24 protein-coding genes, 2 tRNA genes and 1 other RNA gene are annotated in these 24,406 nt (G+C 66.6%); 13 read left to right on the top strand and 14 right to left on the bottom strand.

Annotation, left to right across the window (positions count from 1 at the left end):
* Positions 1-47: 47 nt before the first annotated feature.
* Together ACYQ5L_RS01345 and ffs are read right to left on the bottom strand one after the other, a co-directional pair.
* Positions 48-1,337, bottom strand: coding sequence for an aspartate aminotransferase type Ic (locus ACYQ5L_RS01345; protein WP_459954996.1), 1,290 nt, complete (start codon positions 1,335-1,337; stop codon positions 48-50).
* Between the two features lie 133 nt (positions 1,338-1,470).
* Positions 1,471-1,565, bottom strand: an RNA gene (gene ffs, locus ACYQ5L_RS01340) — signal recognition particle sRNA small type.
* Positions 1,566-1,665: 100 nt separating this feature from the next.
* On the opposite strand from ffs, the gene ACYQ5L_RS01335 reads away from it, so the two are divergent.
* Both ACYQ5L_RS01335 and ACYQ5L_RS01330 read left to right on the top strand, forming a co-directional pair.
* Positions 1,666-2,664, top strand: a complete 999-nt coding sequence (locus ACYQ5L_RS01335; protein ID WP_459954995.1) for a hypothetical protein — start codon at positions 1,666-1,668, stop codon at positions 2,662-2,664.
* Positions 2,665-2,718: 54 nt separating this feature from the next.
* A tRNA-Ser gene (locus ACYQ5L_RS01330) sits at positions 2,719-2,804 on the top strand.
* 1 nt (position 2,805) lies between these two features.
* Here the strand turns inward: ACYQ5L_RS01330 and ACYQ5L_RS01325 are convergent.
* Entirely contained in the window at positions 2,806-4,278 is a 1,473-nt protein-coding gene (locus tag ACYQ5L_RS01325) for a WS/DGAT/MGAT family O-acyltransferase (RefSeq protein WP_459954994.1), read from the bottom strand.
* Between the two features lie 97 nt (positions 4,279-4,375).
* On the opposite strand from ACYQ5L_RS01325, the gene qcrB reads away from it, so the two are divergent.
* On the top strand, positions 4,376-6,004 hold the full coding sequence (gene qcrB / locus ACYQ5L_RS01320) for a cytochrome bc1 complex cytochrome b subunit (RefSeq protein WP_459954993.1): 1,629 nt from the start codon (positions 4,376-4,378) through the stop codon (positions 6,002-6,004).
* 78 nt (positions 6,005-6,082) lie between these two features.
* On the opposite strand, the gene ACYQ5L_RS01315 is transcribed toward qcrB, so the two are convergent.
* Positions 6,083-6,292: a DUF397 domain-containing protein gene (locus tag ACYQ5L_RS01315; protein ID WP_459954992.1), complete on the bottom strand. Its 210-nt coding sequence runs from the start codon at positions 6,290-6,292 to the stop codon at positions 6,083-6,085.
* A 392-nt stretch (positions 6,293-6,684) separates the two neighbouring features.
* Between ACYQ5L_RS01315 and ACYQ5L_RS01310 the strand changes: the two genes are divergently transcribed.
* From ACYQ5L_RS01310 to ACYQ5L_RS01300, 3 genes are all read left to right on the top strand, one after another.
* Positions 6,685-7,179: a DUF309 domain-containing protein gene (locus ACYQ5L_RS01310; RefSeq protein ID WP_459954991.1), complete on the top strand. Its 495-nt coding sequence runs from the start codon at positions 6,685-6,687 to the stop codon at positions 7,177-7,179.
* 154 nt (positions 7,180-7,333) lie between these two features.
* Positions 7,334-8,248 carry a tRNA glutamyl-Q(34) synthetase GluQRS gene (gene gluQRS, locus ACYQ5L_RS01305; RefSeq protein ID WP_459954990.1) on the top strand — a complete coding sequence of 305 codons (915 nt, stop codon included), beginning with the start codon at positions 7,334-7,336 and terminating at the stop codon, positions 8,246-8,248.
* Positions 8,249-8,305: 57 nt separating this feature from the next.
* A complete protein-coding gene (locus tag ACYQ5L_RS01300) occupies positions 8,306-9,055 on the top strand; it encodes an RDD family protein (protein ID WP_459954989.1) in 750 nt (249 codons plus the stop codon).
* 82 nt (positions 9,056-9,137) lie between these two features.
* Here the strand turns inward: ACYQ5L_RS01300 and ACYQ5L_RS01295 are convergent, their stop codons facing one another.
* Positions 9,138-9,752, bottom strand: a complete 615-nt coding sequence (locus ACYQ5L_RS01295; RefSeq protein ID WP_459954988.1) for a DUF4190 domain-containing protein — start codon at positions 9,750-9,752, stop codon at positions 9,138-9,140.
* Between the two features lie 49 nt (positions 9,753-9,801).
* Between ACYQ5L_RS01295 and ACYQ5L_RS01290 the strand changes: the two genes are divergently transcribed.
* Positions 9,802-10,575: a queuosine precursor transporter gene (locus ACYQ5L_RS01290; protein WP_459954987.1), complete on the top strand. Its 774-nt coding sequence runs from the start codon at positions 9,802-9,804 to the stop codon at positions 10,573-10,575.
* Between the two features lie 55 nt (positions 10,576-10,630).
* On the opposite strand, the gene tgt is transcribed toward ACYQ5L_RS01290, so the two are convergent.
* Together tgt and ACYQ5L_RS01280 are read right to left on the bottom strand one after the other, a co-directional pair.
* Positions 10,631-11,878, bottom strand: coding sequence for a tRNA guanosine(34) transglycosylase Tgt (gene tgt, locus ACYQ5L_RS01285; RefSeq protein WP_459954986.1), 1,248 nt, complete (start codon positions 11,876-11,878; stop codon positions 10,631-10,633).
* Between the two features lie 61 nt (positions 11,879-11,939).
* Positions 11,940-12,899 (bottom strand): GlxA family transcriptional regulator, encoded by a 960-nt coding sequence (locus tag ACYQ5L_RS01280; protein ID WP_459954985.1) that lies wholly within the window; start codon positions 12,897-12,899, stop codon positions 11,940-11,942.
* A gap of 71 nt (positions 12,900-12,970) precedes the next feature.
* Between ACYQ5L_RS01280 and ACYQ5L_RS01275 the strand changes: the two genes are divergently transcribed.
* A complete protein-coding gene (locus ACYQ5L_RS01275; RefSeq protein ID WP_459954984.1) occupies positions 12,971-13,468 on the top strand; it encodes a PaaI family thioesterase in 498 nt (165 codons plus the stop codon).
* A gap of 51 nt (positions 13,469-13,519) precedes the next feature.
* On the opposite strand, the gene ACYQ5L_RS01270 is transcribed toward ACYQ5L_RS01275, so the two are convergent.
* The 4 genes from ACYQ5L_RS01270 to ACYQ5L_RS01255 all read right to left on the bottom strand — a co-directional run bounded on the left by ACYQ5L_RS01270 (position 13,520) and on the right by ACYQ5L_RS01255 (position 18,450).
* Positions 13,520-15,490 (bottom strand): ABC transporter ATP-binding protein, encoded by a 1,971-nt coding sequence (locus ACYQ5L_RS01270; protein ID WP_459954983.1) that lies wholly within the window; start codon positions 15,488-15,490, stop codon positions 13,520-13,522.
* The gene (locus ACYQ5L_RS01265) at positions 15,487-17,220 is read right to left on the bottom strand and encodes an ABC transporter ATP-binding protein (RefSeq protein ID WP_459954982.1); all 1,734 of its coding nucleotides are present in this window, start codon (positions 17,218-17,220) and stop codon (positions 15,487-15,489) included. Before ACYQ5L_RS01265 ends, ACYQ5L_RS01270 begins: the two co-directional genes overlap by 4 nt.
* A 69-nt stretch (positions 17,221-17,289) precedes the next feature.
* Positions 17,290-17,826 carry an RrF2 family transcriptional regulator gene (locus tag ACYQ5L_RS01260; protein WP_459954981.1) on the bottom strand — a complete coding sequence of 179 codons (537 nt, stop codon included), beginning with the start codon at positions 17,824-17,826 and terminating at the stop codon, positions 17,290-17,292.
* 36 nt (positions 17,827-17,862) lie between these two features.
* A complete protein-coding gene (locus ACYQ5L_RS01255; protein ID WP_459954980.1) occupies positions 17,863-18,450 on the bottom strand; it encodes a TetR/AcrR family transcriptional regulator in 588 nt (195 codons plus the stop codon).
* A 207-nt stretch (positions 18,451-18,657) separates the two neighbouring features.
* On the opposite strand from ACYQ5L_RS01255, the gene ACYQ5L_RS01250 reads away from it, so the two are divergent.
* From ACYQ5L_RS01250 to ACYQ5L_RS01230, 5 genes are all read left to right on the top strand, one after another.
* Positions 18,658-20,964 carry an MMPL family transporter gene (locus tag ACYQ5L_RS01250; RefSeq protein WP_459954979.1) on the top strand — a complete coding sequence of 769 codons (2,307 nt, stop codon included), beginning with the start codon at positions 18,658-18,660 and terminating at the stop codon, positions 20,962-20,964.
* Between the two features lie 157 nt (positions 20,965-21,121).
* Positions 21,122-21,583: a hypothetical protein gene (locus tag ACYQ5L_RS01245; protein WP_459954978.1), complete on the top strand. Its 462-nt coding sequence runs from the start codon at positions 21,122-21,124 to the stop codon at positions 21,581-21,583.
* A 93-nt stretch (positions 21,584-21,676) separates the two neighbouring features.
* Positions 21,677-21,955 carry a type II toxin-antitoxin system Phd/YefM family antitoxin gene (locus tag ACYQ5L_RS01240; RefSeq protein ID WP_459954977.1) on the top strand — a complete coding sequence of 93 codons (279 nt, stop codon included), beginning with the start codon at positions 21,677-21,679 and terminating at the stop codon, positions 21,953-21,955.
* Positions 21,952-22,221 carry a Txe/YoeB family addiction module toxin gene (locus tag ACYQ5L_RS01235; protein ID WP_459954976.1) on the top strand — a complete coding sequence of 90 codons (270 nt, stop codon included), beginning with the start codon at positions 21,952-21,954 and terminating at the stop codon, positions 22,219-22,221. The genes ACYQ5L_RS01240 and ACYQ5L_RS01235 overlap by 4 nt, the downstream gene beginning before the upstream one ends.
* Positions 22,222-22,382: 161 nt before the next feature.
* Entirely contained in the window at positions 22,383-23,144 is a 762-nt protein-coding gene (locus ACYQ5L_RS01230) for an NsdA family TPR-like regulatory protein (RefSeq protein WP_459954975.1), read from the top strand.
* Positions 23,145-23,201: 57 nt separating this feature from the next.
* Here the strand turns inward: ACYQ5L_RS01230 and ACYQ5L_RS01225 are convergent.
* The 3 genes from ACYQ5L_RS01225 to ACYQ5L_RS01215 form a co-directional block, all read right to left on the bottom strand.
* Positions 23,202-23,292: transfer RNA gene (locus ACYQ5L_RS01225), tRNA-Ser, on the bottom strand.
* A gap of 54 nt (positions 23,293-23,346) precedes the next feature.
* Positions 23,347-23,784, bottom strand: coding sequence for a nucleoside deaminase (locus tag ACYQ5L_RS01220; RefSeq protein WP_459963286.1), 438 nt, complete (start codon positions 23,782-23,784; stop codon positions 23,347-23,349).
* Between the two features lie 79 nt (positions 23,785-23,863).
* Positions 23,864-24,403 carry a tRNA adenosine deaminase-associated protein gene (locus ACYQ5L_RS01215; RefSeq protein WP_379194060.1) on the bottom strand — a complete coding sequence of 180 codons (540 nt, stop codon included), beginning with the start codon at positions 24,401-24,403 and terminating at the stop codon, positions 23,864-23,866.
* Positions 24,404-24,406: the final 3 nt, after the last annotated feature.

Genomic DNA, 24,406 nt, shown 5'->3' with positions numbered 1-24,406 from the left:
ACATGAGAAGGGGCGCGCACCGGCCGGTGCGCGCCCCTTTCGCCGTCCTACTGGTTCAACAGTTTCTCGGTGGCGGCGAGCAGCACACAGGTCGCGACGCCGTCCATGGCCTTCTCCAGCTCCGCCAGCGACGGGAAGCTCGGCGCGAGGCGAATGTTCTTGTCCTCCGGGTCGTTTCCGTACGGGAACGACGAACCCGCCGGGGTCAGCGCGATACCCGCGTCCTTGGCCAGCGCCACCACCCGGCTCGCGGTGCCCTCCAGCACATCCAGGCTGATGAAGTAGCCGCCCTTGGGCTCGGTCCAGGACGCCACCTTGGAGGCGCCCAGGCGATCCTCCAGGACCTTCAGCACCAGTTTGAATTTCGGCTCCAGAATGGCGCGGTGCTTCTGCATGTGCGCGCGCACGCCCTCGGCGTCCTCGAAGAAGCGCAGGTGCCGCAGCTGGTTGACCTTGTCCGGGCCGATGCTCTGCTTGCCCGCGTGCTTGAGGTACCACTCCAGGTTGGCGGTGGAGGAGCCGAAGAAGCTGACGCCCGAACCCGCGAAGGTGATCTTCGAGGTGGAGGCGAAGACGTAGGGGCGGTTGGGGTTTCCGGCCGCCTCCGCCATGCCGAGCACATCCAGGACCGGATCGGCGGTATCGGTGAGCGGGTGCACCGCGTAGGCGTTGTCCCAGAAAAGGCGGAAGTCCGGCGCGGCGGCAGGCATCGAAACCAGTTCGCGCGTCACGGCTTCGGAGAAGGTGACACCGGTGGGGTTGGAGTAGTTCGGCACCGCCCACAGGCCCTTGATGCTGGGATCGGCGGCCACCAGTTCGGCGATGGCGTGCACATCCGGCCCGTCGTGGCCCATCGGGATCGGGATCATCTCGAAGCCGAGCGACTGGGTGATGGCGAAGTGCCGGTCGTAACCCGGTGCGGGACACAGGAACTTGAGCACCGGCTCGTCCACCCAGCGGCGCGGGGAGTCGGCATTGCCGTGCAGCATGGAGAACACGATCACGTCGTGCATGAGCTGCAGGCTGGCATTGTTGCCGGCCAGCAGATTCGACACCGGGATGCCGAGCAGCTCACCGAAGATGGCGCGCAGTTCCGGGAGGCCGTGCAGACCGCCGTAATTGCGGACATCGGTGCCGTTGCCGTCGCGGTAGTCGTCATTGCCCGGCAGCGACAGCAGATCCAGAGACAGGTCCAGCTGCTCGGGCGCGGGCTTGCCGCGGGTGATGTCCAGCGTCAGCTTCTCGGTCTTGAGCTTCGCGTAGTTCGCGTTCTGCGTCTCGTGTTCCGTGACGAGTTCCGCATGGCTCATCAAACCGATCTGCGTTTGCCGAGGCATCAGGCAGCCTTTCCAGGGGCTAGGAGTTATTTGTCCGGGTCCGCGCGGACCCAAGCGCCCACGTTACTCGGCGGCGCGGGCTGGATGGGAGCTATATATGCCTCGGAATTCGCCCCGGAAGGACCCCATAAATGAAAGGGGACCCAGCGCACCCGGCAGAGCCCGTTGACCCTTGCTGCCTTCCGGCCCTGGGGGAGTTCACAGGATGCGCGCCGCGCTGGATCCGTCGGCCAGTGTAGCGGCTCACCGAGACCCGCGCCGCCCCGGGTCGTTACGATGCTCCCGACATGGCGGGGCGACCCGCTCAGTACCGGAGGGGAATCCAGTAGTGACTAGCTCCAATCCAGGTTCGGGCGGACCGCAGGATCCGGCCGAGCACCAGGAAACCGCGCAGTGGTGGTCCACGCCGCCCGCCGGGACCGACTCGAGCCAACCGGTCGCCGATCCGACCATGCTGAACTACAACGCCGGAGCGGTGCCGCCGTACACGCCGCCGGCCCAGCAGCTGCCGCCGCAGCAGACCTACCCGCCCATGCCGCAGGCGCAGCCGGCCTATACCGGCCAGCAGGCCTACCCCAATCAGCAGTACGCGCCCGAGCCGCAGTACGCGCCCGCCGGCGGCTACAACTATCCGGCCCCGCCGCCCCCGTCCGGTGGCGGCGGCAAGGCCGGCTGGATCATCGGCGGCGTGATCGGCCTGGTGGTGCTGGTCGGCATCGGCATCGGCGCCATCGCGCTGACCCAGGAGGACTCGCCGTCGATCACCGCCGGGCTGGGCGGCGACAAAGAGGCCATGGACGGCAACTACTCCATGGAGAAGGTCACCAATGCGTGCAGCCTGATCGATCCGTCGGTGCTCACCAAGTGGGCCTCCACCTCCTCGGGCACCCCGGAGCATTCCGAGACCCAGCCCACCGACTACAGCGGCGGCAGCCTCAACTGCCAGGCCGGCTACGAGAGCCAGTCGACCACGAACAAATACCACACGAACGAGGCCGACATCACCCTCGAAGTGGCGTTCAACAGCGCCTACGGTGATCCGTCCTACAAGAACTGGAAGCAGTACGACACCGGCACCACCGGCAGCGGCCTGTCCTCCGGCGATGTCACCGGCATCGGCGAGGAGGGCTACTGGCACGCCGAGGTCCGCGACTACTCCTCGTTCACCGTGCTCGACTACACCGTGGCCGTCCGCGACAGCAATGTCTCGGTCAAGGTGGAGATCAGCGTCGACCGCGGCGAGGGCGAGACCGTGAGCAAGGAAGAAGTCGCTCAGGTCGCCAAGGCTCAGGTCCAGAAAGCCCTGGACGGACTGCGCAAGAAGTAGGCCCCGACTACCCGATTTGGTCGAACCCGGGGGGCAGCCGGTATATTGCTCGACGGAGGATTCGCCTAGTGGCCTATGGCGCTCGCCTGGAACGCGGGTTGGGTTAACAGCCCTCAGGGGTTCAAATCCCCTATCCTCCGCTCACGAAGGCCCCGGCCGGACTCGATCCGCCGGGGTCTTCGCTCGTTCCGGGGTGGTTCGCAGTGCGGAAGCCACCTCCGACAGAGCGGAATCCAGCAAACCGGCGTAGGCGTCGAGATCCGGCACGACCGCGGGGTCGGCGTGCACCGAGATGGTGACGTTGTCGCCGAGGCCGTGCACGCCGTGGGTCAGGTGCATGACCGAGCCGAGGGCCGGGAAGCCAGCGGTGAAACGGGCCCGGCCGCCGCCGAAGGACAGATCGGCGGGGCCGCGGTGCACGCTGGAGACGACGGTGTGACCCGAAACTCGTTCCGGGAGAGCCTCGATCGGATAGTGAGTCACATCACGGTGGAGCAGGGCGGCGGGAAGCTCGTCGTTGGCGCGGGCGCGGACTTCCTGCAACGGGTGCAGTGCGCGTTCGCGGCGGGACGCGAGCTCGGCCGCGATGCGGGCCGCGCGCAGGGGCAGCACCGGCTCGCGCGCAGCCAGATCCACCGAGAGATCGCGATAGCTGTTGCGGGTGCGGTCCGCTCCGGTTATCGACATCGGAACTTGGGCCAGCAGCTCGTCACCGGGTACGCCGTGCCGGTCGAGGTGGCGCTGCAGCGCCAGGGACACCGCGGTCAGCACCACGACGGTCACGGTGTGGCCGGGAACGCGCACGCTGTCCGCGTCCCGGACGATCATGCGGACCGCATGCCCGGCGGGGGCGCGGCCCGCACCGTTCAGTGAGTTGGGTGCGGCACCGGGCGTGGGCGGCGGAATCTCCTCGGCCGCGGTGAGTTCGGCAAGCTGTTGTTCGGCGCGATAGGCGGCCACGCCGCGAAAAACCGTGCGGGCCACGCCGATCGGTATCGCGGGGAGGGCGGCCGCCGCGGCGAGCCACGGGGCGGGGACGATGCGCGCCACCGCGGCGGGCAGCCGCCGCTGTCCGGCGGCGAACACGCGGTTCAGCGGCGTCGAGAGATTCTTGCCCGGCTCGGGCGTGGGCTCGGCGGCGGGCTCGCCGAACAGCGCGCGGGCGATCACGCTGGCGCGGCGGCCGTCGGCGAGCGCGTGTGACAGTTGCAGGACCGCGACGAGGGCGCGTTCACCGGGTTCGAAACCTGGTGCGCCGCTGATTCCCCGGAAGACGTGCACCCGCCAGGGGCGATATTGCGCGCGCACTCCCGTCCCCAGTAGCGCACCCAGGGCCTCGGTCACATTCGCCCAGGTGGCGTCTGGCAGTGGAGGTTCGGTGAATTGGTCCGCCATGAATTCGCAAGGCGCCCAAATCGGATACGCAATGTTTGCAGGAGTGTCCAGCACGTGTACCAGCAAATCCGGAATGCCCGCCGCCCGCGCGGCGATGGCCGCACGCAGCTCGCCGGCGGTGGCGCCGGTATCGGCGAAGCAGTAGAGCAGGAACAGATCGTTGCGGGTCCGGGCGGACAGCCAGTACATGGTGGCGTCCCGTGGCGCCAGGGAATTCACGCAATGACCTTATCCAAAGACCGTACGGCGCAGACCGGTTGGGTGCTACCGTTTGTAGTAGAAGCCTTACCACTCTCTGCGGGAGCGGGTGACCGCGATGGCAACCAGAAGTCGACTGGCCGAACAAGCCGATTCGGCGGATGAGCGGTATCAGGCCGCGAACTTCGTCAAAAGATCGATAAACAAGATCTTTCCGACCCATTGGTCGTTTCTGCTCGGTGAAATCGCGCTCTACAGCTTCATCATTCTGCTGCTCTCCGGCGTATATCTGACCCTGTTCTTCGATCCCTCCATGACCGAGGTGATCTACAACGGGTCCTATCAGCCGCTGCGCGGGGTCACCATGTCCCGCTCCTACGAGACCGCCCTGGAAATCTCCTTCGACGTCCGCGGCGGACTGTTCGTGCGGCAGGTACACCATTGGGCCGCACTGCTGTTCACCGCCGCCATGATCGTGCACCTGTGCCGGGTGTTCTTCACCGGCGCCTTCCGCCGGCCCCGCGAGGCCAACTGGGTGATCGGCTCGATCCTGCTGATCATCGCCATGTTCGAGGGCTTCTTCGGCTATTCGCTGCCCGACGATCTGCTCTCCGGCACTGGGCTGCGGGCCGCCTTCGCCGGCATCACCATGGGCGCGCCGGTCATGGGAACCTGGCTGCACTGGCTCATGTTCGGCGGCGACTTCCCGGGCACCATCATCCTGCCGCGCCTCTACATCGCGCACGTGCTGCTGTTCCCGGGCATCATGCTGGCGCTCATCGCCGTGCACATCGCGCTGGTCTGGTATCAGAAGCACACCCAGTACCCGGGCCCCGGCCGCACCGAGCGCAATGTGATCGGCGCCCGCATCGTGCCGGTGTTCTCGCTGGATCAGGGCGCGTTCTTCGCCTTCACCCTCGGCGTCCTGGCCCTCATGGGCGGGCTGCTGCAGATCAATCCGATCTGGAATCTGGGGCCTTACAACCCCTCTCAGGTCTCCGCCGGCACCCAGCCGGACTTCTACCTCATGTGGACCGACGGCTTCCTGCGGCTCTTCCCGGCCTGGGAGCTCTACATCTTCGGGCACACCGTGCCGGGCGCATTCGCGGTCGGCATCCTCATGCCGCTGATCTTCGTGCTGCTCATCGTGTATCCGTGGATCGAGAAACGCCTCACCGGCGATCGCGCCCACCACAATCTGCTGCAACGCCCGCGGGACGTGCCGGTGCGCACCGCCATCGGGGCCATGTCGCTGGCCTTCTATGTCATCCTCACCCTGGCCTGCGTCAACGACATCATCGCCTTGCAGTTCGACATCTCGCTCAATGCCACCACCTGGTTCTTCCGCATCGCCCTGCTGCTCGGACCGCCGCTGGCCTACTTCGCCGCCTACCGGCTCTGCCTGGGCCTGCAGCGCAGCGACCGCGCCGTGCTCGAGCACGGCATCGAAACCGGTGTGGTGCGGCGGCTTCCGCACGGCGAGTACATCGAGCTGCATCAGCCGCTCGGGCCGGTGGACGAGCACGGGCACCCCGTTCCGCTGGAATATCAAGGGGCTCGCGTGCCCAAGAAGATGAACGAACTCGGTATTGCCGGCCGCCCGGGAACCGGCAGCTTCTTCATCGCCGACCCGCCCGCCGAGCGGGAGCAGAACCGGGTGGTCGAACAGGAGGCGGAGCACCAGCAGCTGGCGGTGCTGCGCCGCGCGCAGGAGAACGGCCGCGTGGCGGGCAACGGCCACAAGTAGGGCCCGTGCCCTCTCCAGCGAAAAGCCCCGAGTCCACGTCGACTCGGGGCCCCTGTTTACAGTTCAGGCTCGTCTTGCTCAGGCTCGCTTGAACTCCCCATCGGATACGCCCGATACGAACGCATCCCACTCGCCAGGGGTGAACGCCAAGATCGGCCCGGCGCCGTGGTCCTTGCTGTCACGGACCGCGACATTGCCGCCTTTGAGAAACGCGACCTCTACGCAGTTACCGTTCGGGCCGCTGTATTTGCTCTTACGCCAAACCGCGCCTGTGTAATCAACGTTCACAGTACTAGCTCCTTTCTTGCGTCAAGCACGAGATCTTGCTGGCATCGATCTTGAAGGGGTTGGGATCCATGGAGATTCGCGGATCCGTCGTACGCCTCGGGCTGCACGCAACCTCCCCGTACAACCCACTCTCTGCACTTCACGGTGGGAATGCACCCCCGATGGCCGTTCCCGCGCTAAACACTAGCAGGGTTCGTCATAAGGAGATCGCATTCTTTCGTTTTCAATCAGCAAACATGCGGCAAGGTTAGCCAGCTAATTATTTGCACAAAAATAGCCGCAATTCGATGCGCACGGAATGTGAAAGTCGCAGAATTGTTGTCGGCCGATTAGCTGACCTTCTGGCAAACTCCGACCGGCCGGTCCGGGCTGCCATCCGGGATCATGGAGCCATGACCGAGGATATGCCGGACGATATCGAGCGGGATCGCGATGAGACCGGGCGTGCCCGGAATGCCCGACCCCGTGACCGTTTTGGGCGACCTCTCCCCTTCGGCAGTCCGGGCGTTGCTCGCATACCGGACGATTTGAATCTGTCACCCGAACAGACGCTCGAGTACGCTCAGCGCCTGCTCGATGACGGCCTGGCTTTCTTCGCACACGAGGTATTGGAGGCAGCGTGGAAGAACGGGCCGTTCGCCGAAAGGATGCTATGGCAGGGCCTCGCGCAATACGCCGTTGGCCTGACCCACATTCAACGGGGTAATCCGAAGGGTGCAAGGACCCTACTCGAGCGCGCGGTGCACCGGCTCGAAGCCTTCGGGCCGGCGCCGTACGACATCGACTCCCCCGGTTTGACGGCCCATGCCCGCCGCATCCTGGCCGCTCTGGCCGGGGATGACCCCATTCCGGAGATTGATCTGCGCCCCCACCTGCGCATTCGCTGAACTCACAGACACGCTGTTACTTCACACCTTTTGTGTGAGCCCGCAAGATTGCGAAGGAACTGCGGCGGTGCGAAGCGTGCGAACGTCCCACGCATCGGCTGTGGGTCCGGAGCAATAGCTGCGGGACCGCAGCCGCCGCCTAGCATGGGCGGACGTGAGTGGATACGGGCGTTTCGCACCCAGCCCGTCCGGCGACCTGCACCTCGGGAATCTGCGGACGGCGCTGCTGGCCTGGCTGTTCGCGCGGTCGACCGGACGCGGGTTCCTGATGCGCATCGAGGATCTGGACCGCGTCAAAGCCGGTGCGGCCGAGCGGCAATTGGCGGATCTCGCCGCCATCGGGCTGGACTGGGACCCGCGGGTGGTGCGGCAATCCGAGCGTCTCGACCGATACGAGGCGGCCATCGGGCAGCTGACCGCCGCCGGGCTCACCTACGAATGCTTCTGCACCCGGCGGGAAATCCAGCAGGCCGCCACCGCGCCGCACGGGCCCATGGGCGCGTATCCGGGTACCTGCCGCGATCTCACCGAATCCGAACGCGCCGAACGACGCGCCGCAGGACGACCGGCCGCGCTCCGATTGCGGGCCGCGGTCACCGACTTCGCCATCACCGACGAGCTGCACGGCAGCTATCACGGCGCGGTCGACGATCTGGTGCTGCGCCGCGGCGACGGCATGCCCGCCTACAACCTCGCGGTCGTGGTGGACGACGCCGCCCAGGGCATCGACCAGGTGGTGCGCGGCGACGATCTGCTGCCCTCCACCCCGCGTCAGGCCTATCTCGCCACGCTGCTCGGCCTGCCGGTCCCGCACTACGCACATGTGCCGCTGGCGCTCAATACCGCCGGGCAGCGGCTGGCCAAGCGCGACGGCGCGGTCACCCTGCGCGATCGGATCGCCCTGGGCGAGACGCCCGCGCAGGTGTTCGCGCTGCTGGCGGATTCGCTGGGCTATCCCGCCGCGACGACCCCGGCGGAGTTGCTCGCGCGATTCCGGCCGGAAAATCTGCCGCGCGAACCGTGGACACTCGATCCCAACGGCTTGTTGCAACCCAGCTCGTATCCGTAACGTACGCACTCGACCAGATCCCGATACGAACCACTTCCGAACGAGGACGGCGACACCATGACAAGCGGTGGGTACGACCCCAACCAGTATCCGCAGGGCGGCCAGCCGTACGGGCAGCAGCCGTACCCGCAGGGTGGCCAGCCCGGCCAGCCGTACGGCCAGCAGCCCTACGGCCAGCAGTCCGATCCGTACGGGCAGCAGCCACAGCAGCCGTACGGACAGCAGCCCTACGGCCAGCCCGACCCCTACGCCCAGCAGCAGCCGCAGTTCGGTCAGCAGCCGGGCTACGGTCAGCAGCAGCCGTACGGCCAGCAGCCCTACCAGCCCTTCCCCAACCAGCCCGGCGGCTACGGTGCGCCCGGCTTCGGCGGCGGTGCGCAGCCCGGTGATCTGTGGACCCGCTTCGGCGCCCGCGTCATCGACTTCCTGATCGCCGGCATTCCGGCCAGCATCATCAGCTGGTTCGTCCAGTCGGCGATCGGGGGCATCGTCGGCAGCATCATCGGCGCCGTCCTCACCTACGGCATCATCACCGCCTACTTCGTGGCGATGGAGACCTCGCAGGGCACCACCCTCGGCAAGAAGCTGCTCGGCCTGCGCATCGTGGCGCCGGGCGGCGCGGCCAAGCTGGACCCGAAGCAGTCGATCATGCGGAACCTGTTCGTCCCGATCGGCATGGTCTACTGCATCGGCAACCTGGTGAGCCTCGGCATGATGATCTACATCGCCGTCACCATCGAGCAGGACCCGAACAAGCAGGGCTGGCACGACAAGCTGGCCGGCGGCACCCAGGTCATCAAGGGCTGAGCCGTCCGGGTTCGATAACGAAAACCGAAGCGGGGCACATACTTTTCGGATGTGCCCCGCTGTCGTCTCACCGGTGCCGCGACTAGCTGCCGCTGATGAGGGCCGCGCCGACGAACACCCATAGCAACACGCCGATCGCCAGACCGGCCGCACCCACCCAGATACCGCCCAGGGCCAGGCCCTTGCCGTCCTGGCCGGACTGCTTCACCTGATTCAGCGCCACCACGCCGAGAATCAGGCCGATCAGCGAGCCGATCGGCAGGAAGCAGAACAGCATGGTGCTCAAGCCCAGGATCGACACGATCAGCGAGGCGATGGCCATGCCATTGGTGCCCATGGGCTGCTGCCCATAGCCGTAGGGCTGATACCCGCTCGGCTGCGGGTACGCGCCCGGCTGCGGATAACCCGGGGTTTGGTATCCGCCGGAGTTCTGGCCGTACGCGGGCGCGGGTGCGGGCGGCGGATATCCGCCCGCTGGATTCTGCTGCACCGGATTCGGTTGCGACGGCGGATAATTCGGGTACTGCTGCGGCGGCGGAGTATAGGATTGCTGCTTGTGCAGATCCGGCGCGGAGGAATAACCCGCCGGCGGCGGGGTCGGCTGGATCGGATTCGATCCGGAGGACGGGGAATCCGGCGAGACGCCTTCACCGCCGTACTGCTTCCACCACTCGTCGGAGTCCCCGGGATTCGTCATTGGACCAGCCTATTCCACCGGACGACGACACGGGTATCCTGTTCTCTTCGTGAGTGATGCACTATCTAAGGCGGATACCGCCGAATCTGGACGCCCCGCCACCGAACACGCGGCATTCGCGAAGGCGGCGGGGGGCTACTACACACCGGTCGTGGCCCTGTTCACGGCAGTACTGATCATTTCGAATATCTGCGCCACCAAGGGCGTTCAATTCTTCACCGATCAATCACTGAAAATCGGGCCGGTCGAGGTCCTGCCATTGACCCTCGACGGCGCGTTCTTCCTGTTCCCGCTGGCCTACATCATCGGCGACGTGCTCAGCGAGATCTACGGCTTCAAGGCCGCTCGCCGGGCCATCTACACCGGCTTCGCCATGCTGGTGCTGATGCTGGGCTGCTTCTACATCGCCATCCAGCTGCCGGCGGCCTCGTTCTATCCGAACCAGCAGGCCTTCCGCGATGTGCTCGGCACCACCTGGCAATTGGTGCTCGCGGGCCTGGCGGGCTATTTCGTCGGCGAGATGCTCAACTCGGCCACGCTGGTCGCCATCAAGGAGCGGACCAAGGAGAAGCACCTGTGGGCGCGGCTCATCGGGTCCACGGTGGTCGGCGAATTCGGCGACACGCTGATCTTCTGCTCCATCGCGGCGACGGCCATCGGCATCAACTCGTGGGGAGCATTCGTCAACTACGTGGTCGTCGGCTTCGTCTGGAAGACGCTGGCCGAGGTGCTGGTGCTGCCCATCACCTACCGGGTCATCGCGTTCTTGAAGAAGCGCGAACCCAGCTACGCGCCGGTCGAGGTGCCCGCGCTGCAGAGCTGATCGCTCGGGTGTGGGGGCCCTGTCCACAGGGTCCTCACACCCGTGGCCGCCGGCCTCAGAGGCCGGGAGCCTTGATCCGGCCCTTCCACTGCCCGAGGAACTCGGTCTTGTAGTCGTCGAAGTACCCGCCGTCGATGCTCTCGCGAATGCGGTCGACCAGGCGCACGGTGAAGCGCTCGTTGTGAATCGTGCACAGGGTCGACGCCAGCATCTCCTTCGCCTTGAACAGGTGATGCAGGTAGGCGCGGGTGTAGTGCTGACAGGTGTAGCAGTCGCAGTTCTCGTCGATGGGCGTGAAATCGCGCTTGAACCGGGCCTGATCGATATTGAAACGGCCGGCGTCGACGTAGATAGCGGCATTGCGCGCCACCCGCGAGGGATTCACGCAGTCGAAGGTGTCGGCGCCGTTCTCGACGGCGACGAAGACATCCTCCGGTTCGCTGATGCCGAGCATGTGCCGCGGCTTGTGCTCGGGCAGCTCATCGCAGCACCAGCCGACGATGGTGCCGAGATTGTGCTTCTCCAGCGCGCCGCCGATGCCGTAGCCGTCGAATTCCGTTCCGGCGGCGCCGCGCAGCGCTTCCAGATCACGACAGGCCTTGCGGCGCAGGTCTTCGTACTGCGCGCCCTGGATCACGCCGAACAGCGCCTGGTACGGGCGATGCGAGCGGGCGTCGGTGAGCCGCTCGTGCTCGTCGAGGCAGCGCTGCGCCCAGCGGCGCGTGCGCTCGAGCGATTCCTCTTGGTAGCCGCGGGTGTTCAGCAGCGTGGTGAGCTCGTCGAAGGCGAACATGATGTCCGCGCCCAGCTGATGCTGGATGCCCATGGACACCTCGGGCGTGAAGCGATGCTTGGAACCGTCCAGATGCGAGCGGAAGGTGACGCCGTCCTCGTCCACATGGGCGAGCCGCTCCTTGCCCTTGGCGATCACATCGTCGTTCTGCACGCCGACGGCCTCCATGGCCAGGACCTTCTTGAAGCCGACGCCCAGCGACATGACCTGGAAGCCGCCGCTGTCGGTGAAGGTCGGGCCGGGCCAGTTCATGAACGTGGACAGGCCGCCCGCCTCGTCCACGATGTCGGGACCCGGCTGCAGGTACAGGTGGTAGGCATTGGCCAGCAGCGCCTGTGAACCCAGTTCCTTCATGGTCTCCGGCAGCACCGCTTTCACGGTCGCCTTGGTCCCCACCGGGATGAACGCCGGGGTGGCGATATCACCGTGCGGGGTGCTGATCAGACCGGAGCGGCCGTGCCGGCCGTTGTCGAGCCTGGTACCGACCTTGAAGGAGAACTCAGCAGACACGACCTCCATCCTCCCAGGTCATCCAACTCCCGGAACTCGCAGGGGCGGCGCCCTCGAAACCCTACGACCCGCGCAGGGCCGCGGGGGTGCGGCCGGTCCGGCGGCGCAGCAGCACGCGCAGGGTATTGGCGTGTTCATAGCCGACCTGGCGGGCGATGGCGTCGAGCGGCTGATCGGTGGTGCGGATGAGGTGGGTGGCCTGTTCGATGCGCAGGTCCTGGACGAACCGCACGGGCGAGGTGCCGAGGGTGCGCTGCACGGTGCGTTGCAGGGTGCGCTCGCCGACGCCCAGGTCGCGGGCGGCGTCAGCAATGGTGATGGGCCGGTCCATATGGGCGCGCACCCAGCGTTCGAAGTCGGCGACGAGGGGATCGCTCTGCGCCAGGGCGCTGGGGATAACGTAGGCCGATTGCGCGGGACGGGCGTCGACGACCAGGTAGCGGGCGATGAGATCGGCCAGGGCCGGGCTGGTCGCGCGGACGATGGCGAGGGCCAGGTCGATATGGCCGAAGGCCGCGCCCGCGGTGGTGACGCCATCGCTGACGGTCACCATGCTGGTCTGCTCGAGGGCGACGGCCGGGTACCGGTTGCGGAAGACCGGGGCCAGCCACCAGCTGGTGGTGGCCCGGCAGCCGTTCAGCACGCCGGACTCGGCCAGCAGGAAGGTGCCGGTGCAGGCCGAGGCGATCGGGATCTCGCGCTCCCGGGTCTCGGCCACCAGCTGCCGCACCCGGGCCGAGTTCTCGCCCGACACGTGCTCGAGCAGCGCCGCCGGGCGGCGTTCGGCGAGGGCGGGCACGATCAGCAACTCGGCGTTCCCGGCCTCCAGCGCGGGCGCGGTCGATACGAGATGGCCTGCGCCCGTGCGGATTCCATCGCCGAATGCCACGGTGGTCACGTCCCATTCCGGCGGCGGCTGCGGCAGCATCTCGCGCATGGCATTGGCGGTGGAGAGCACATCCAGGATTGCCGCGAGCCCGGTGTCGAAGACCCCGTCGTAGACCAGCACGGCCACCTTCATGACGGAAACGGTATCAAACGTGTCGCTTCCGCCACTGTCGGCGGCGGATCGGCGATCCTAGGTTTGAAGGCATGACCGAAACCGCCACGCTGCGCTCCCGCACGCACACCTGGGACCTCCCCGCCTCCTATGCCGACGCCGCCGGGCGCTCGGGGCTGGAACTGCTCCGGCTGAGCCTGTCGGGCGCGGTGGCCGAGGCCCCGATCTGCGGCACGCTCGGCTTCCGGCTGGTGGAGGTCGACGCCGGCCGGGCCGTGTTCGAGGGCGAGCCGGGTGAGCACCTGTACAACCCGATGGGTTCGGTGCACGGCGGATTCCTTGCCACCCTGCTGGATTCGGCGCTGGGCAGCGCCGTCATGTCCGCGCTGCCGGCCGGGCGGGCGTATACGACCATGCAGCTCAATGTGAATCTGCTGCGCCCAGTCTTCGCGCACACGCCGACGCTGCGGTGCGAGGCGACCGCCGTTCACGTCGGCCGCACCACCGGTACCGCCGAGGGCCGGATCATCGGCGCGGACGGCAAGCTCTACGCGCACGGCACCACCACCTGCGCGATCCTCGGGTCCTGAAGCACCGAATCCCGGGACCGGCCGGTCCCGGGATTCGCTTGCGACTCAGTGTTATTGGCTGCCGGACTTGGTGAGCAGCACCTCGTCGGGATCCTCGTCGTCGGTATCCAGGGCGGCAGCGAACTGGGCCTGGTAGAGGCGGTAGTACGGGCCGTGGGCGGCAAGCAGCTGCGCGTGGGTGCCCTGCTCGACGATCCGCCCCTTCTCCATGACCACGATGGTGTCGGCATCGCGGATCGTCGAGAGCCGGTGCGCGATGACGAAACTCGTGCGATCCCGGCGCAGCGCGGCCATGGCGTGCTGCACCAGGAGTTCGGTGCGGGTGTCGACCGAGCTGGTGGCCTCGTCCAGGATCAGGATGGACGGCTTGGCCAGGAAGGCGCGGGCAATGGTGATGAGCTGCTTCTCACCGGCGCTGACGCCGGAGCCCTCCTCGTCGATGACGGTGTCGTAGCCGTGCGGCAGCGCGTGCACGAACCGGTCCACGTAGGCGGCGCGGGCCGCCTCGAGGATCTCCTCCTCGGAGGCGTTCGGATTGCCGTAGGCGATGTTCTCGCGAATGGTGCCGCCGAACAGCCAGGTGTCCTGCAGCACCATGCCCATCCGGGCGCGCAGCCGATCGCGGGCGATGCGGGTGACGTCGACGTCGTCGATGGTGATCGCGCCCGCGTCCACCTCGTAGAAGCGCATGAGCAGGTTGACCAGGGTGGTCTTGCCCGCACCGGTCGGGCCGACGATGGCGACCACGTGACCGGGTTCGGCGACCAGCGAGAGCTCCTCGATGATCGGGGTGTCGGGCTCGTAGCGGAACGACACCCGCTCGAAGGCGACGCGGCCGCGATCCACGGGACGGGAGTCCTCGACCTCCGGATCGGGAATCTGCTCATCGGCATCCAGGATCTCGAAAATCCGTTCCGCCGAGGCGACTCCGGATTGCAGCAGGTTGATCACGGAGCCGATCTGGGTGAGCGGCTGGGTGAACCCGCGCGAGTACTGGATGAACGCCTGCACCTCACCCAGCGACAGCTGTCCCGAGGCCACCCGCAGGCCGCCGACCACGGCGATCAGCACATAGTTCAGGTTCCCCAGGAACATGATGGCGGGCATGATCAGGCCGGAGATGAACTGCGATTTGAACGAGGCCTGATACAGCCGCTCGTTGGTCTCGTCGAAGCGCTCGCCGACCTCGCGGCCGCGGCCGAAGGCGGTCACCACCTCGTGCCCGGTGAAGGCCTCCTCGACCTGGGCGTTGACCTCGCCGGTGGTCTTCCACTGATCCACGAAATGCGGTTTGGACCGCTTGGCGATCTGCGCGGTGACCACGATCGCCAAAGGCACCGTGAGCAGGGCGATCAGCGCCAGCATGGGCGAGATCCAGAACATCATGCCCAGCGTGCCGAAGACCGTCAGCACCGAGATGAGCAGCTGGCTCAGCGTCTGGTTCAGCGACTGCGCCATATTGTCGACGTCATTGGTGACGCGGGAGAGCACATCGCCGCGCGCCTGGGAGTCGAAGTAGCTCAAGGGAAGCCGATGGATCTTGGCTTCGATCTCATTGCGCAGCCGCATGACGGTGCGGTTGATGATGATGTTGAGCAGGTAGGACCCGAGCCAGCCGAAGACCGAGGCGGCGACATAGAGCGCGAGCACCAGGGCCAGCACCCGGCCGACGGCCGAGAAGTCCACGCCGACACCGGGAATCACGTCCATGCTGGCGAGCATGTCGGCGAAGGTGCCGTCGCCGGCGGCGCGCAGGGCCGCGACGGCGTCCTCCTTGGTGGTGCCCGGCGGCAGCGACTGGCCGATCTCCTTGCCGACCACGCCGTTGAAGATGAGATTGGTGGCGTCACCGAGCAGCTGCGGGCCCAGGGTGTTGAGCACCACCGAGACGACGGCCAGTGCGAAAACAATGGTCAGGAACAGGCGTTCGGGCGCCAGCCGGCGTAGCAAGCGCTGCAACGACGGACCGAAGGACTTGGCCTTCGCATCCGGCGCGCCGGGATTCGGTGCTCCGGGCCTCATCGAACCTCCTCCGCGCTGAACTGCGACTCCACGATCTCCCGGTATTCGGGGCAGTCCCGCAGCAGTTGGTCATGGGTGCCGATCCCGGCCATCGCGCCGTCCTCCAGCACCACGATCTGGTCCGCGTCGCGGATGGTCGAGATGCGTTGCGCGACAATGATGACCGCGGCATCGGCGGTCTCCGGAGCCAGGGCCTCGCGGACCCGGACGTCGGTGGCGACGTCCAGGGCGGAGAAGCAGTCGTCGAACAGGTAGACCCGCGGTTTGCGCACCAGGGCGCGGGCAATGGCCAGGCGCTGGCGCTGACCGCCCGAGACGGTCGTACCGCCTTGCGCGACAGGGGTTTCCAGGCCCTGCGGCATCTCGCGCACGAAGTCCGCGGCCTGGGCGATCTCCAGGGCCGCCCAGAGTTCTTCATCGGTCGCGTCCGGCTTGCCGTAGCGCAGGTTCGAGGCGATGGTGCCGGAGAACAGGTAGGCCCTCTGCGGCACCAGGCCGATCCGATTGCGCAGCAGTTCCAGATCCAGGTGCCGCACATCGGTGCCGCCCACCGAGACCGCGCCGTCGGTCACATCGACGAGCCGCGGGATCAGGTTGATCAGCGTGGTCTTGCCCGAACCGGTGGAACCCACGACGGCGGTGGTGGTGCCCGGCTCCACCCGGAACCGGATCCCCCGCAGCACCGGCTTTTCCGCGCCCGGGAACTTGAATTCGGCGAAGGCGAAATCCACCGAGGCCGGATCGCCGGTGAACTCCCGCGGCAGGCGCGGCGGCTCCACCGAGGTCTCGGTGTCCAGCACCGCGCCGATCCGCTCGCCCGACACCGCTGCGCGCGGGGCCATCATGGCCAGGAACGAGGCCATCATGACCGCCGTCAGGATCTGCAGGATGTAGGACAGCATGGCGGTGAGCGAGCCCACCTGCATGGTTCCGTCGTCGACCAGGTGCCCGCCGAACCAGATCACGCCGACCGCGGTCACATTGGAGATCAGCATGACCAGCGGGAACATCAGCGCCATATAGCGGCCTACGTACAGCGAGGTCTCGGTCAGCTCCTTGTTGGCCACGCCGAAGCGCCAGGTCTCCTGCCGCTCGCGCACGAAGGCGCGGACCACGCGGATACCCGTGATCTGTTCGCGCAGTACGCGGTTCACGCTGTCGATGCGCTCCTGCATTTTCCGGAAGCCGGGCACCATGCGGGTGATGATGAAGGCCATCGACAGCCCCAGCGCCGGCACCGCGATGAGCAGCAGCCAGGACAGGCCGAGATCCTCGCGCAGCGCCATGATGATGCCGCCGACGCACATGATCGGGGCCATCACCAGGATGGTCGCGCTCATGAGGATGAGCAGCTGCACCTGTTGCACGTCATTGGTATTGCGCGTGATGAGCGACGGCGCGCCGAACATGCCGACCTCGCGCGCGGAGAAGGTGCTCACCCGGTGCAGCAGCGCGGCCCGCATATCGCGGCCGGCGCCCATGGCCGCCTGCGCGCCCAGGTACACCGAGGCGGACTGGGCCAGGATCTGCACGGCGGTGATGGCGAGCATCCATCCGCCGGTGGTCCAGATGTAGCCGATATCGCCCTTGGTGATGCCGTCGTCGATGATGTCGGCATTCAGGCTGGGCAGGTAGAGCATGGCGATGACCGCGATCAGCTGAAGCACTACGACCCCGGCCAGCTGGGTGCGGTAGGGCGCCAAGAAGGTGCGGAGAAGTCTGATCAACATGATGTTGGCAGGCTACCGCCTGGCCCATGGGGCCGCCGGAACGTTTTCGATTCACATGTCCGGCTTGTGCTAGATGTCTGATTGATCCAGATCTCGCCATTCGGTGGCGGGATTGCTCTCGTACACCTCGGCCGGACCGTTCACCGGGCGGGCGCGGCGGGTCCAGGCATCCGGATCGTGCAGCAGCTCGTCCAGGAAGGGCGGCAGCAGGTCATTGGCGATATCGGCGATGCTCACCCGCTCGAGCACCGCGCGGATGTTCACCCGCAGACCGATCCACACCCGCTGCAACGGCTCGGCCGCGCCCGTATAAGCGACATCCTCCGGGCGCTGCCCGCGCACCGAGGCGAGCGGGCCCTCCACGGTGCGAATGACATCCGCGATGCTGATCTGCCCGGCGGGCCGGGCCAGCCGGTACCCGCCGTCCGGGCCGCGGCGGCTGGTCACCAATCCGCCCTTGCGCAGATCCGCCGCCACCGATTCCAGCACCTTCGGCGGAATGTCCTGCGCGAGCACAATGGCATCGGCCTTCACCGAATCCTGCTGCGCCTTAGCGATTTCGACCAAGGTGCGCACCGCGTAATCGACTTTCGCGGTGATGTGCACGGTTACTCCTGATCTCGTGGTCGGCGAAGCGAAACTTTATCCCCTCGGATTCAGCACGCCGAGCGCGGATTCCAGCAACACGCTTTCGATGAGCTCCTCGGAGGCCTCCGGCACCGCTTCCTGCGACATGAAAGCCACGCTGAGCACCTGCATCGCCGCCGCGGCGCGCATGATCGCCTCATCGCCGGCGTCCGGGCCGGCCAGCCATTCGACCATGCGGTGGTGCAAATCGATCATGTCCGGATAGCGATTGCCGAGGGCATTGACGATGGCGACGGTATCGCGCATGCACAGCACGCCGGCGGTGCGGTGGCCGAGCATATCGTGCAGGTGATCGTGCAATACCGCGCGCACGGCTTCCGGTGAATGGGGCTTGCCCTCCAGGCTTTCCACCGTCGCGCGCATGCCGTCGAAGATCGGCTCGATGATGGCGACCAGCAGATCGACCTTGGAAGCGTAGTGATAGTAGAGCGAAGCCTTTGTGATTCCCACCGCATCGGCGACCTCGCGGAGGCTGCTCTGCTCGAAACCTTTGCTGGTAAATAACCGGATGGCGGCGTCACGAATCGCGTCCTTGGTGCTTCTACCTGCGACAACGGTCTCCGAGACGGCATGTCCACCCATGATCCCATCCTTTCACCTCGCGTCGCGGTGCGAGTAACGCCGGAAAAATTGAGGTTGTTCCTCCACTTTCCGGGTCGGTAGTCTACCTACCGCACGGTAGGCAGATTTATCACGTGGAGGCGGACAGAGCCGGGCAGGGGCTCCCGCGGCAATTGCTGCCTACGCGCCCAAAGCAAAGCCTCGAGAAATAACGCCAGGAGACCCCTCGTGTCCGTATATCTCTACCGGTGGGGCAAATTCGCCTTCCGCCGCAAATGGATCGTCTTACCAGTCTGGCTCCTGCTGTTCATGCTGCTCGGCGGCCTGGGCGCGCAGCTCAAGGAGCCCATGAGCAATGACTTCAGCATGCCCGAGCTGCCGTCCGCGCGGGCCAACGAGATTCTCGACAAGCACTTCCCCGGCGCGTCGGAAGCCTTCAAGTTCGAGGCCGTCACCGGCACCTACGTCATCGCCGCCCCCGAGGGCGGGAAGCTGACCGATGAGAAGAACAAGAAGGCCATCGACGCCCTCATCGTCAAGCTCGGTGAACTCGGCATCGTCGACCACAGCAAGCCGCTGGTCAATCCGGTCGACATCGCCGAGAAGATGGGCTGCCTCGGCGCCGATCGCGATGTCTCGAAATGCTCCGAGGCGCCGCTGAACGTGCTGGGCAAGACCGATCCCGACTCGGTCGCGGTGCTCAATGTGCCGTTCACCATTCCCAACTTCACCGATATCAAGGCCGACGATCGCAAGGCGGCCTACGACATCGCCGATGTGGCCCGCGACGCCGGGCTGACCGTGGAGATGAGCGGCTCCATCGCCACCGAGCAGGAGCAGCCCAGCGGTAAGGCCGAGCTGATCGGCATGGCGGTGGCGCTGGTCGTCATGATGGTGGCCTTCGGCGCCATCGTCGCGGCCTTCGTTCCGATCGTCACCGCCATCGTGGGCCTCGGCGCGGCCACCTCGGTGATCTTCCTCGGCACCTCCGTCATCGAGGTGCCCAGCTTCACCACCTTCCTGGCCTCCATGATCGGCATCGCGCTGTCCATCGACTACGCGCTGTTCATCGTGTCGCGGTACAAATCCGAACTGTCCGTTCAGGATTCGCCCGAGGAAGCGGCCGGCGTCGCGCTCGGCACCGCGGGCTCGGCGGTGGTTTTCGCCGGTCTGACCGTGATCATCGCGCTGGTCGGGCTGAGCATCGTCGGCGTGGAATTCCTGACCTTCCTGGGTCTGGGCGGCGCCATCGCGGCCGCGTTCGCGGTGCTCACCGCCATCACGCTGATGCCGGCGCTGATGGGCGCGCTCGGCCGGTTCCTGTTCAAGCCGAAGCTGCCGCTGGTCGCCAAGCACGACCCCGAGGACGACACCTCGGTCACCAATGGCGAGCGTTTCGCCCGCCTCATCGGCAAGGCGCCCGCGGTGACCCTGCTGCTGAGCGTGCTGGTGCTCGGCGCGCTCGCCGCGCCCGCCGCCGGTCTGGAGCTGGGCCTGCCCGGCGAGGACGCCATGCCCAAGACGTCCACCGTCCGCAAGGCGTACGAGCTGCGCACCGCGGGCTTCGGCGAGGGCAGCAATGGTGTGCTCATGGTCGCCACCGATCTGAGCGGCGTCGCCGCGGACCGGCGCGAGGAAGCGGCCAACGCGCTGCGCGAGGAGCTCGCCTCCTATCCGGGCATGGATTACGTGACCGCGCCGGTGTTCAGCGAGGACGGCCAGGGCGCCATGCTCAATGCCGTGCCCGAGTCCGGGCCGAACAACCAGGCCACCAAGGATCTGGTGCGCGACGCCCGCGACGCCGAGGGCAAGCTGCAGGCCGAGTACGGCATCGAGTACGGAATCACCGGCACCACAGCCATTTACGCGGATGTCGACCACGCCCTGCTGAGCAAGATCGTGCCCTATCTGGCCATCGTCGCCGGCGCCGCGTTCATCCTGCTCATCCTGGTGTTCCGGTCGATCCTGGTGCCGTTGACCGCCGCCCTGGGCTTCCTGCTCTCCATGGCGGCCACCTTCGGCGCGACGGTGCTGATCTTCCAGAAGGGCACCTTCGGCCTGATCGACGATCCGCGCCCGCTGGTCAGCTTCCTGCCGATCATGTTGATCGGCTTGGTCTTCGGCCTGGCCATGGATTACCAGGTGTTCCTGGTGACCCGCATGCGCGAGGAGTTCGTGCGCGGCAAGTCCGCCAAGCACGCCATGATGAGCGGCTACCACCACGGCGCCCGCGTCGTGACCTCCGCGGCCATCATCATGATCTCCGTCTTCGGATCCTTCCTGCTGGAATCCGACGCCACCGCCAAGTCCTTCGGCTTCGCGCTCGCGGCCGGCGTCCTGCTCGACGCCTTCCTCGTCCGCATGGTCCTCATCCCATCCCTGCTCGTCCTGATGGGTCCCTGGTCCTGGTGGATGCCCAAGTGGCTGGACCGCATCCTCCCCGACATCGATGTGGAAGGCACCAAGCTGCGCGAACTCCAAGCAGCCTCGGCCCCCGTCGACATGTCCAAGAGGGAACCGGTCGGCGTCAGCTGACCGTGCATCAATGACGATCGCCCCCAACCCGGTCCGGGTTGGGGGCGATCGTCTCTTGGCGGCGCGCGGGCACGATCGTCATTCGCGGCGCGTACGATCTCCTGAGCTCGGCTGTTGGCACGTGATCGGACCATCCGACCCCCGAGGAGCCACCACCATGAAGCTCTCCCCCACCCGGCTGACCCTGACCACCGCAGCCGCCGCCCTACTCCTCTCCCTGGCACCGGGCACCGCCTCGGCCTACGTGGGCGGCCCCATCGTCCTGTACACCGGCAACCAAGGCCCCGTCATGGGCTGCGCCCACAAGGTCGGCGTCAGCATCCCCAACCGAGACGTGGCCTCGGCAACCATCTGGATAGACGGCGCCCCCTACCCGGTCCTCCCCGACCCCTCCCCCGAAGGCGGCCCCAACGGCGGCTACGCCTCCTGGACCCCCACCCGCCTGGGCTGGCACACCCTCGACGTCATCTACTCCCCACCCGGCGCCCCCGAAGAAACAGGCCGCCGCCTAGACATAGAAGTCCACCGAGTAGGCCTCAACGCCGGCAGCTCCTGCATAGCCAACGGCTTCCCCCTCCCGATAGACCCGAGCACCGGCACCCTCGCCCAGTTCCTCTAACGGATCACCATGCGCTGACCCCTTGCGCATTATGTGTATCTGATTCAGTACGCGATCCCGTACACTGGCGTCATCGACTGAGGGAGCAGCACCATGCGAGCCATGCACGCCACAGAGGCACGGGCCAACTTCGCGGCCGTCCTGGACGCCGCTACCGAAGACAACGACGAGGTGATCATCACCCGCAGCGGAGGCAAAGAAGCGGCCGTCGTGATCAGCCTGCGGGAATGGTCGGCGCTGAAAGAAACCAGCTATTTGCTGTCCAGCCGCGCCAACGCCCGCCGTCTCATGGAAGCGATCGACCGCGCCGAACGCGGCGAACTCGAACACCACGAACTGATTCAGGTCGATGATGGCGAGGCCGATGCGTGAGCCGCAAGATCCTGTTCGACCCGAATGCGTGGGATGACTATCAGTGGTGGCAGGTCAATGATCGAGCGGTGTTACGGAAGCTGAATCGGCTGATCGACGACACCGCCCGCAATGGCAACGCGGACGGCATCGGTAAGCCGGAGCCGTTGCGCAACAACCTGTCCGGGTGGTGGTCGCGGCGCGTCACCGACGAACATCGAATGGTGTATCGATGCACGGACGAAGTGGTCGAGATCCTCGCGTGCCGCTTCCGTTACGACAACTGAACGAACAGCCGCGATCCGAAACACCGCCGACCGGGAGATGGTGGCGGCATTTCGCGAGAAGCCACCGCCACCAGTTCCCGGTCGAGGTCGTTTCGGAACCACCGCCGCAGAACTGGGTTGACTCGTTGAGCTCTATGCTCCGTCGTTATGGATCGCATCTCATGGACGGCAGGAAGTCCCTGGGCGATCACCGACGCCTGATCGTCGCGGTCGGCTGGCTGTCACTCTTGGCGGGTACGTGCCATATCGATCTCGGCCAGCTTGGCGCGGCGGCGGCGCGCTTGCGCTTGGCTCGGGAGATAGCCACGGAGGCAGCGCATCCGGAAATCGCCGCATGGTGCCTCGAAACGCGGGCATGGCAGCAGTTGACCGCCGGTGACTTCCTTGCGGCGGCTCAGCTGTCGCGGGCGGCGCAAGCCATTGCCCCACAAGGTGGTTCGGCATTCGTTCAGGCGACAGCGCAGGAAGGCCGAGCGCTGGCTCGCCTCGGCGACAGCAAAGGAACGTACGCCGCGTTGCATCTAGTGACCCGGCTGGTATCCGGCATTCAGATTCCCGATCGGCCTGAGCATCACTTCCGATACGCCCCGGCGAAGTCGGATTCCTACATCGCGACAACCCTGGCCTGGCTGGGTGATCCGGCCGCGGAAACCTACGCGCGCCACGTTCTCTCCGAACTCGCTGACGCCGTTGCGATCCGGCCTCGCCGCATCGCAACGGCGAATCTGGATCTGGGACTTGCCCTTGTGGCAGCCGACAAACCGGACGAGGCGGCACATGTCGCGCTCACAGCCGTGACGTCCGGGCGACTGGTCCCGTCCAGCTTCTGGCGCGTGGCCGAGGTGGTCGAGGAAATAGCGGGCCGTGACGCCCCCGACGCCACGATCGTCCGCGAGGCGTTTCACGACACCTATCGGGCCTGAGGTTTGCCCCATCCCTGCAATGGAAGAGCCCCTCATCTGAGGCAGATGAGGGGCTCGTGGCGGTGGCGGAGGGATTTGAACCCTCGGAGGGGGGTTACCCCTCACACGCTTTCGAGGCGTGCTCCTTAGGCCGCTCGGACACGCCACCGCCGGTGACTTTACCGGATGACCCGGTGAATACCGAAATCGGCTGAACAGGTTGCTAGGGGCGCTGGGATTTGAAGAAATCATCCAGGAGAGCAGCGCATTCGGATTCGAGGACGCCACCGCGGACCTGGGGGCGGTGGTTGAGACGTCGGTCACGGACCACGTCCCAGAGGGAGCCGACGGCGCCGGTCTTGGGTTCCCAGGCGCCGAAGACGAGTTTGCCCACGCGGGCGAGGGTGATCGCGCCCGCGCACATGGTGCACGGTTCCAGGGTGACGGCCAGGGTCGCGCCGTCCAGGCGCCAGCCGTCGCCCATGACACGGGCCGCCGCGCGCAGGGCCAGCACCTCGGCGTGGGCGGTCGGGTCGCCGAGGGCCTCGCGGGCGTTCGCGGCGCGGGCCAGTTCGCGGCCCTCGGAGTCGAAGACGACCGCGCCCACGGGGACGTCACGGCCGTCGGCGGCGGCCGCGGCGGCGAGGGCGACGCGGACCATGGCTTCGTCGGATAGCAGGGCGGCACCGCCGGGCCGGGGGGCCGGGGCGGTGCCGCGGGGGGTGTCGGTGGTCATGCGCTCAGCGCGGGAGTTTGTCCAGGACGGCGGCGAACTCATTGGCGAAGCCCAGGCGCTGGGCGATCATGCCGAGTTGTTCGTCGGGATAGAGATCGGTCTCGGCGAGGATGACCGACAGGACGGGTTCGGGGAGGCCGAGATCGGCCAGGACGGCGAGGTCGCCTTCCTCCCAGGGCTCGATGTCGTCGATATCGTCCGGGTCGATATCCGGAATTTCGATATTCAGCTCTTCGAGCACATCGGCCGCGATGTCGTAATCGATCGCGGCGGTGGCGTCGGACAGCAGGATGCGGCTGCCCGTGGGGCCGGGACGCAGGATGATGAAGAATTCGTCGTCGACGTCGAGCAGGCCGAAGGTGGCGCCGGAACTTCTCAGGTCGCGCAGCTCCTGCTCGGCCGCGGACAGACTGTTCAATGCCGCCGCGGACAGCGGCGTGCATTTCCACGTTGTTTCTTCGCGGACAACCGCCACTGCGAACCCTTCCACGTCGTCGTAATCGTCCGACGCCGCCCTGTTCGTGCTCGAGCGTTGTGCTGCCATGGC

This window comes from Nocardia sp. IFM 10818, assembly GCF_054655275.1.
This window is presented reverse-complemented; position numbering and strand designations above follow the sequence as displayed.

Bases quoted from the DNA above. Each gene is read 5' to 3' on its own strand.
- ACYQ5L_RS01295 (WP_459954988.1), bottom strand. From the start codon at position 9,752: ATGACGAATCCCGGGGACTCCGACGAGTGGTGGAAGCAGTACGGCGGT.
- ACYQ5L_RS01345 (WP_459954996.1), bottom strand. From the start codon at position 1,337: ATGCCTCGGCAAACGCAGATCGGTTTGATGAGCCATGCGGAACTCGTC.
- qcrB (WP_459954993.1), top strand. From the start codon at position 4,376: ATGGCAACCAGAAGTCGACTGGCCGAACAAGCCGATTCGGCGGATGAG.
- ACYQ5L_RS01240 (WP_459954977.1), top strand. From the start codon at position 21,677: ATGCGAGCCATGCACGCCACAGAGGCACGGGCCAACTTCGCGGCCGTC.
- ACYQ5L_RS01215 (WP_379194060.1), bottom strand. From the start codon at position 24,403: ATGGCAGCACAACGCTCGAGCACGAACAGGGCGGCGTCGGACGATTAC.
- ACYQ5L_RS01255 (WP_459954980.1), bottom strand. From the start codon at position 18,450: ATGGGTGGACATGCCGTCTCGGAGACCGTTGTCGCAGGTAGAAGCACC.
- ACYQ5L_RS01310 (WP_459954991.1), top strand. From the start codon at position 6,685: ATGACCGAGGATATGCCGGACGATATCGAGCGGGATCGCGATGAGACC.
- ACYQ5L_RS01280 (WP_459954985.1), bottom strand. From the start codon at position 12,899: ATGAAGGTGGCCGTGCTGGTCTACGACGGGGTCTTCGACACCGGGCTC.
- ACYQ5L_RS01220 (WP_459963286.1), bottom strand. From the start codon at position 23,784: ATGGTCCGCGTCGCCCTCGCCGCCGCGGCCGCCGCCGACGGCCGTGAC.
- ACYQ5L_RS01270 (WP_459954983.1), bottom strand. From the start codon at position 15,490: ATGAGGCCCGGAGCACCGAATCCCGGCGCGCCGGATGCGAAGGCCAAG.
- ACYQ5L_RS01265 (WP_459954982.1), bottom strand. From the start codon at position 17,220: ATGTTGATCAGACTTCTCCGCACCTTCTTGGCGCCCTACCGCACCCAG.
- ACYQ5L_RS01275 (WP_459954984.1), top strand. From the start codon at position 12,971: ATGACCGAAACCGCCACGCTGCGCTCCCGCACGCACACCTGGGACCTC.
- ACYQ5L_RS01300 (WP_459954989.1), top strand. From the start codon at position 8,306: ATGACAAGCGGTGGGTACGACCCCAACCAGTATCCGCAGGGCGGCCAG.
- ACYQ5L_RS01245 (WP_459954978.1), top strand. From the start codon at position 21,122: ATGAAGCTCTCCCCCACCCGGCTGACCCTGACCACCGCAGCCGCCGCC.
- ACYQ5L_RS01230 (WP_459954975.1), top strand. From the start codon at position 22,383: ATGGACGGCAGGAAGTCCCTGGGCGATCACCGACGCCTGATCGTCGCG.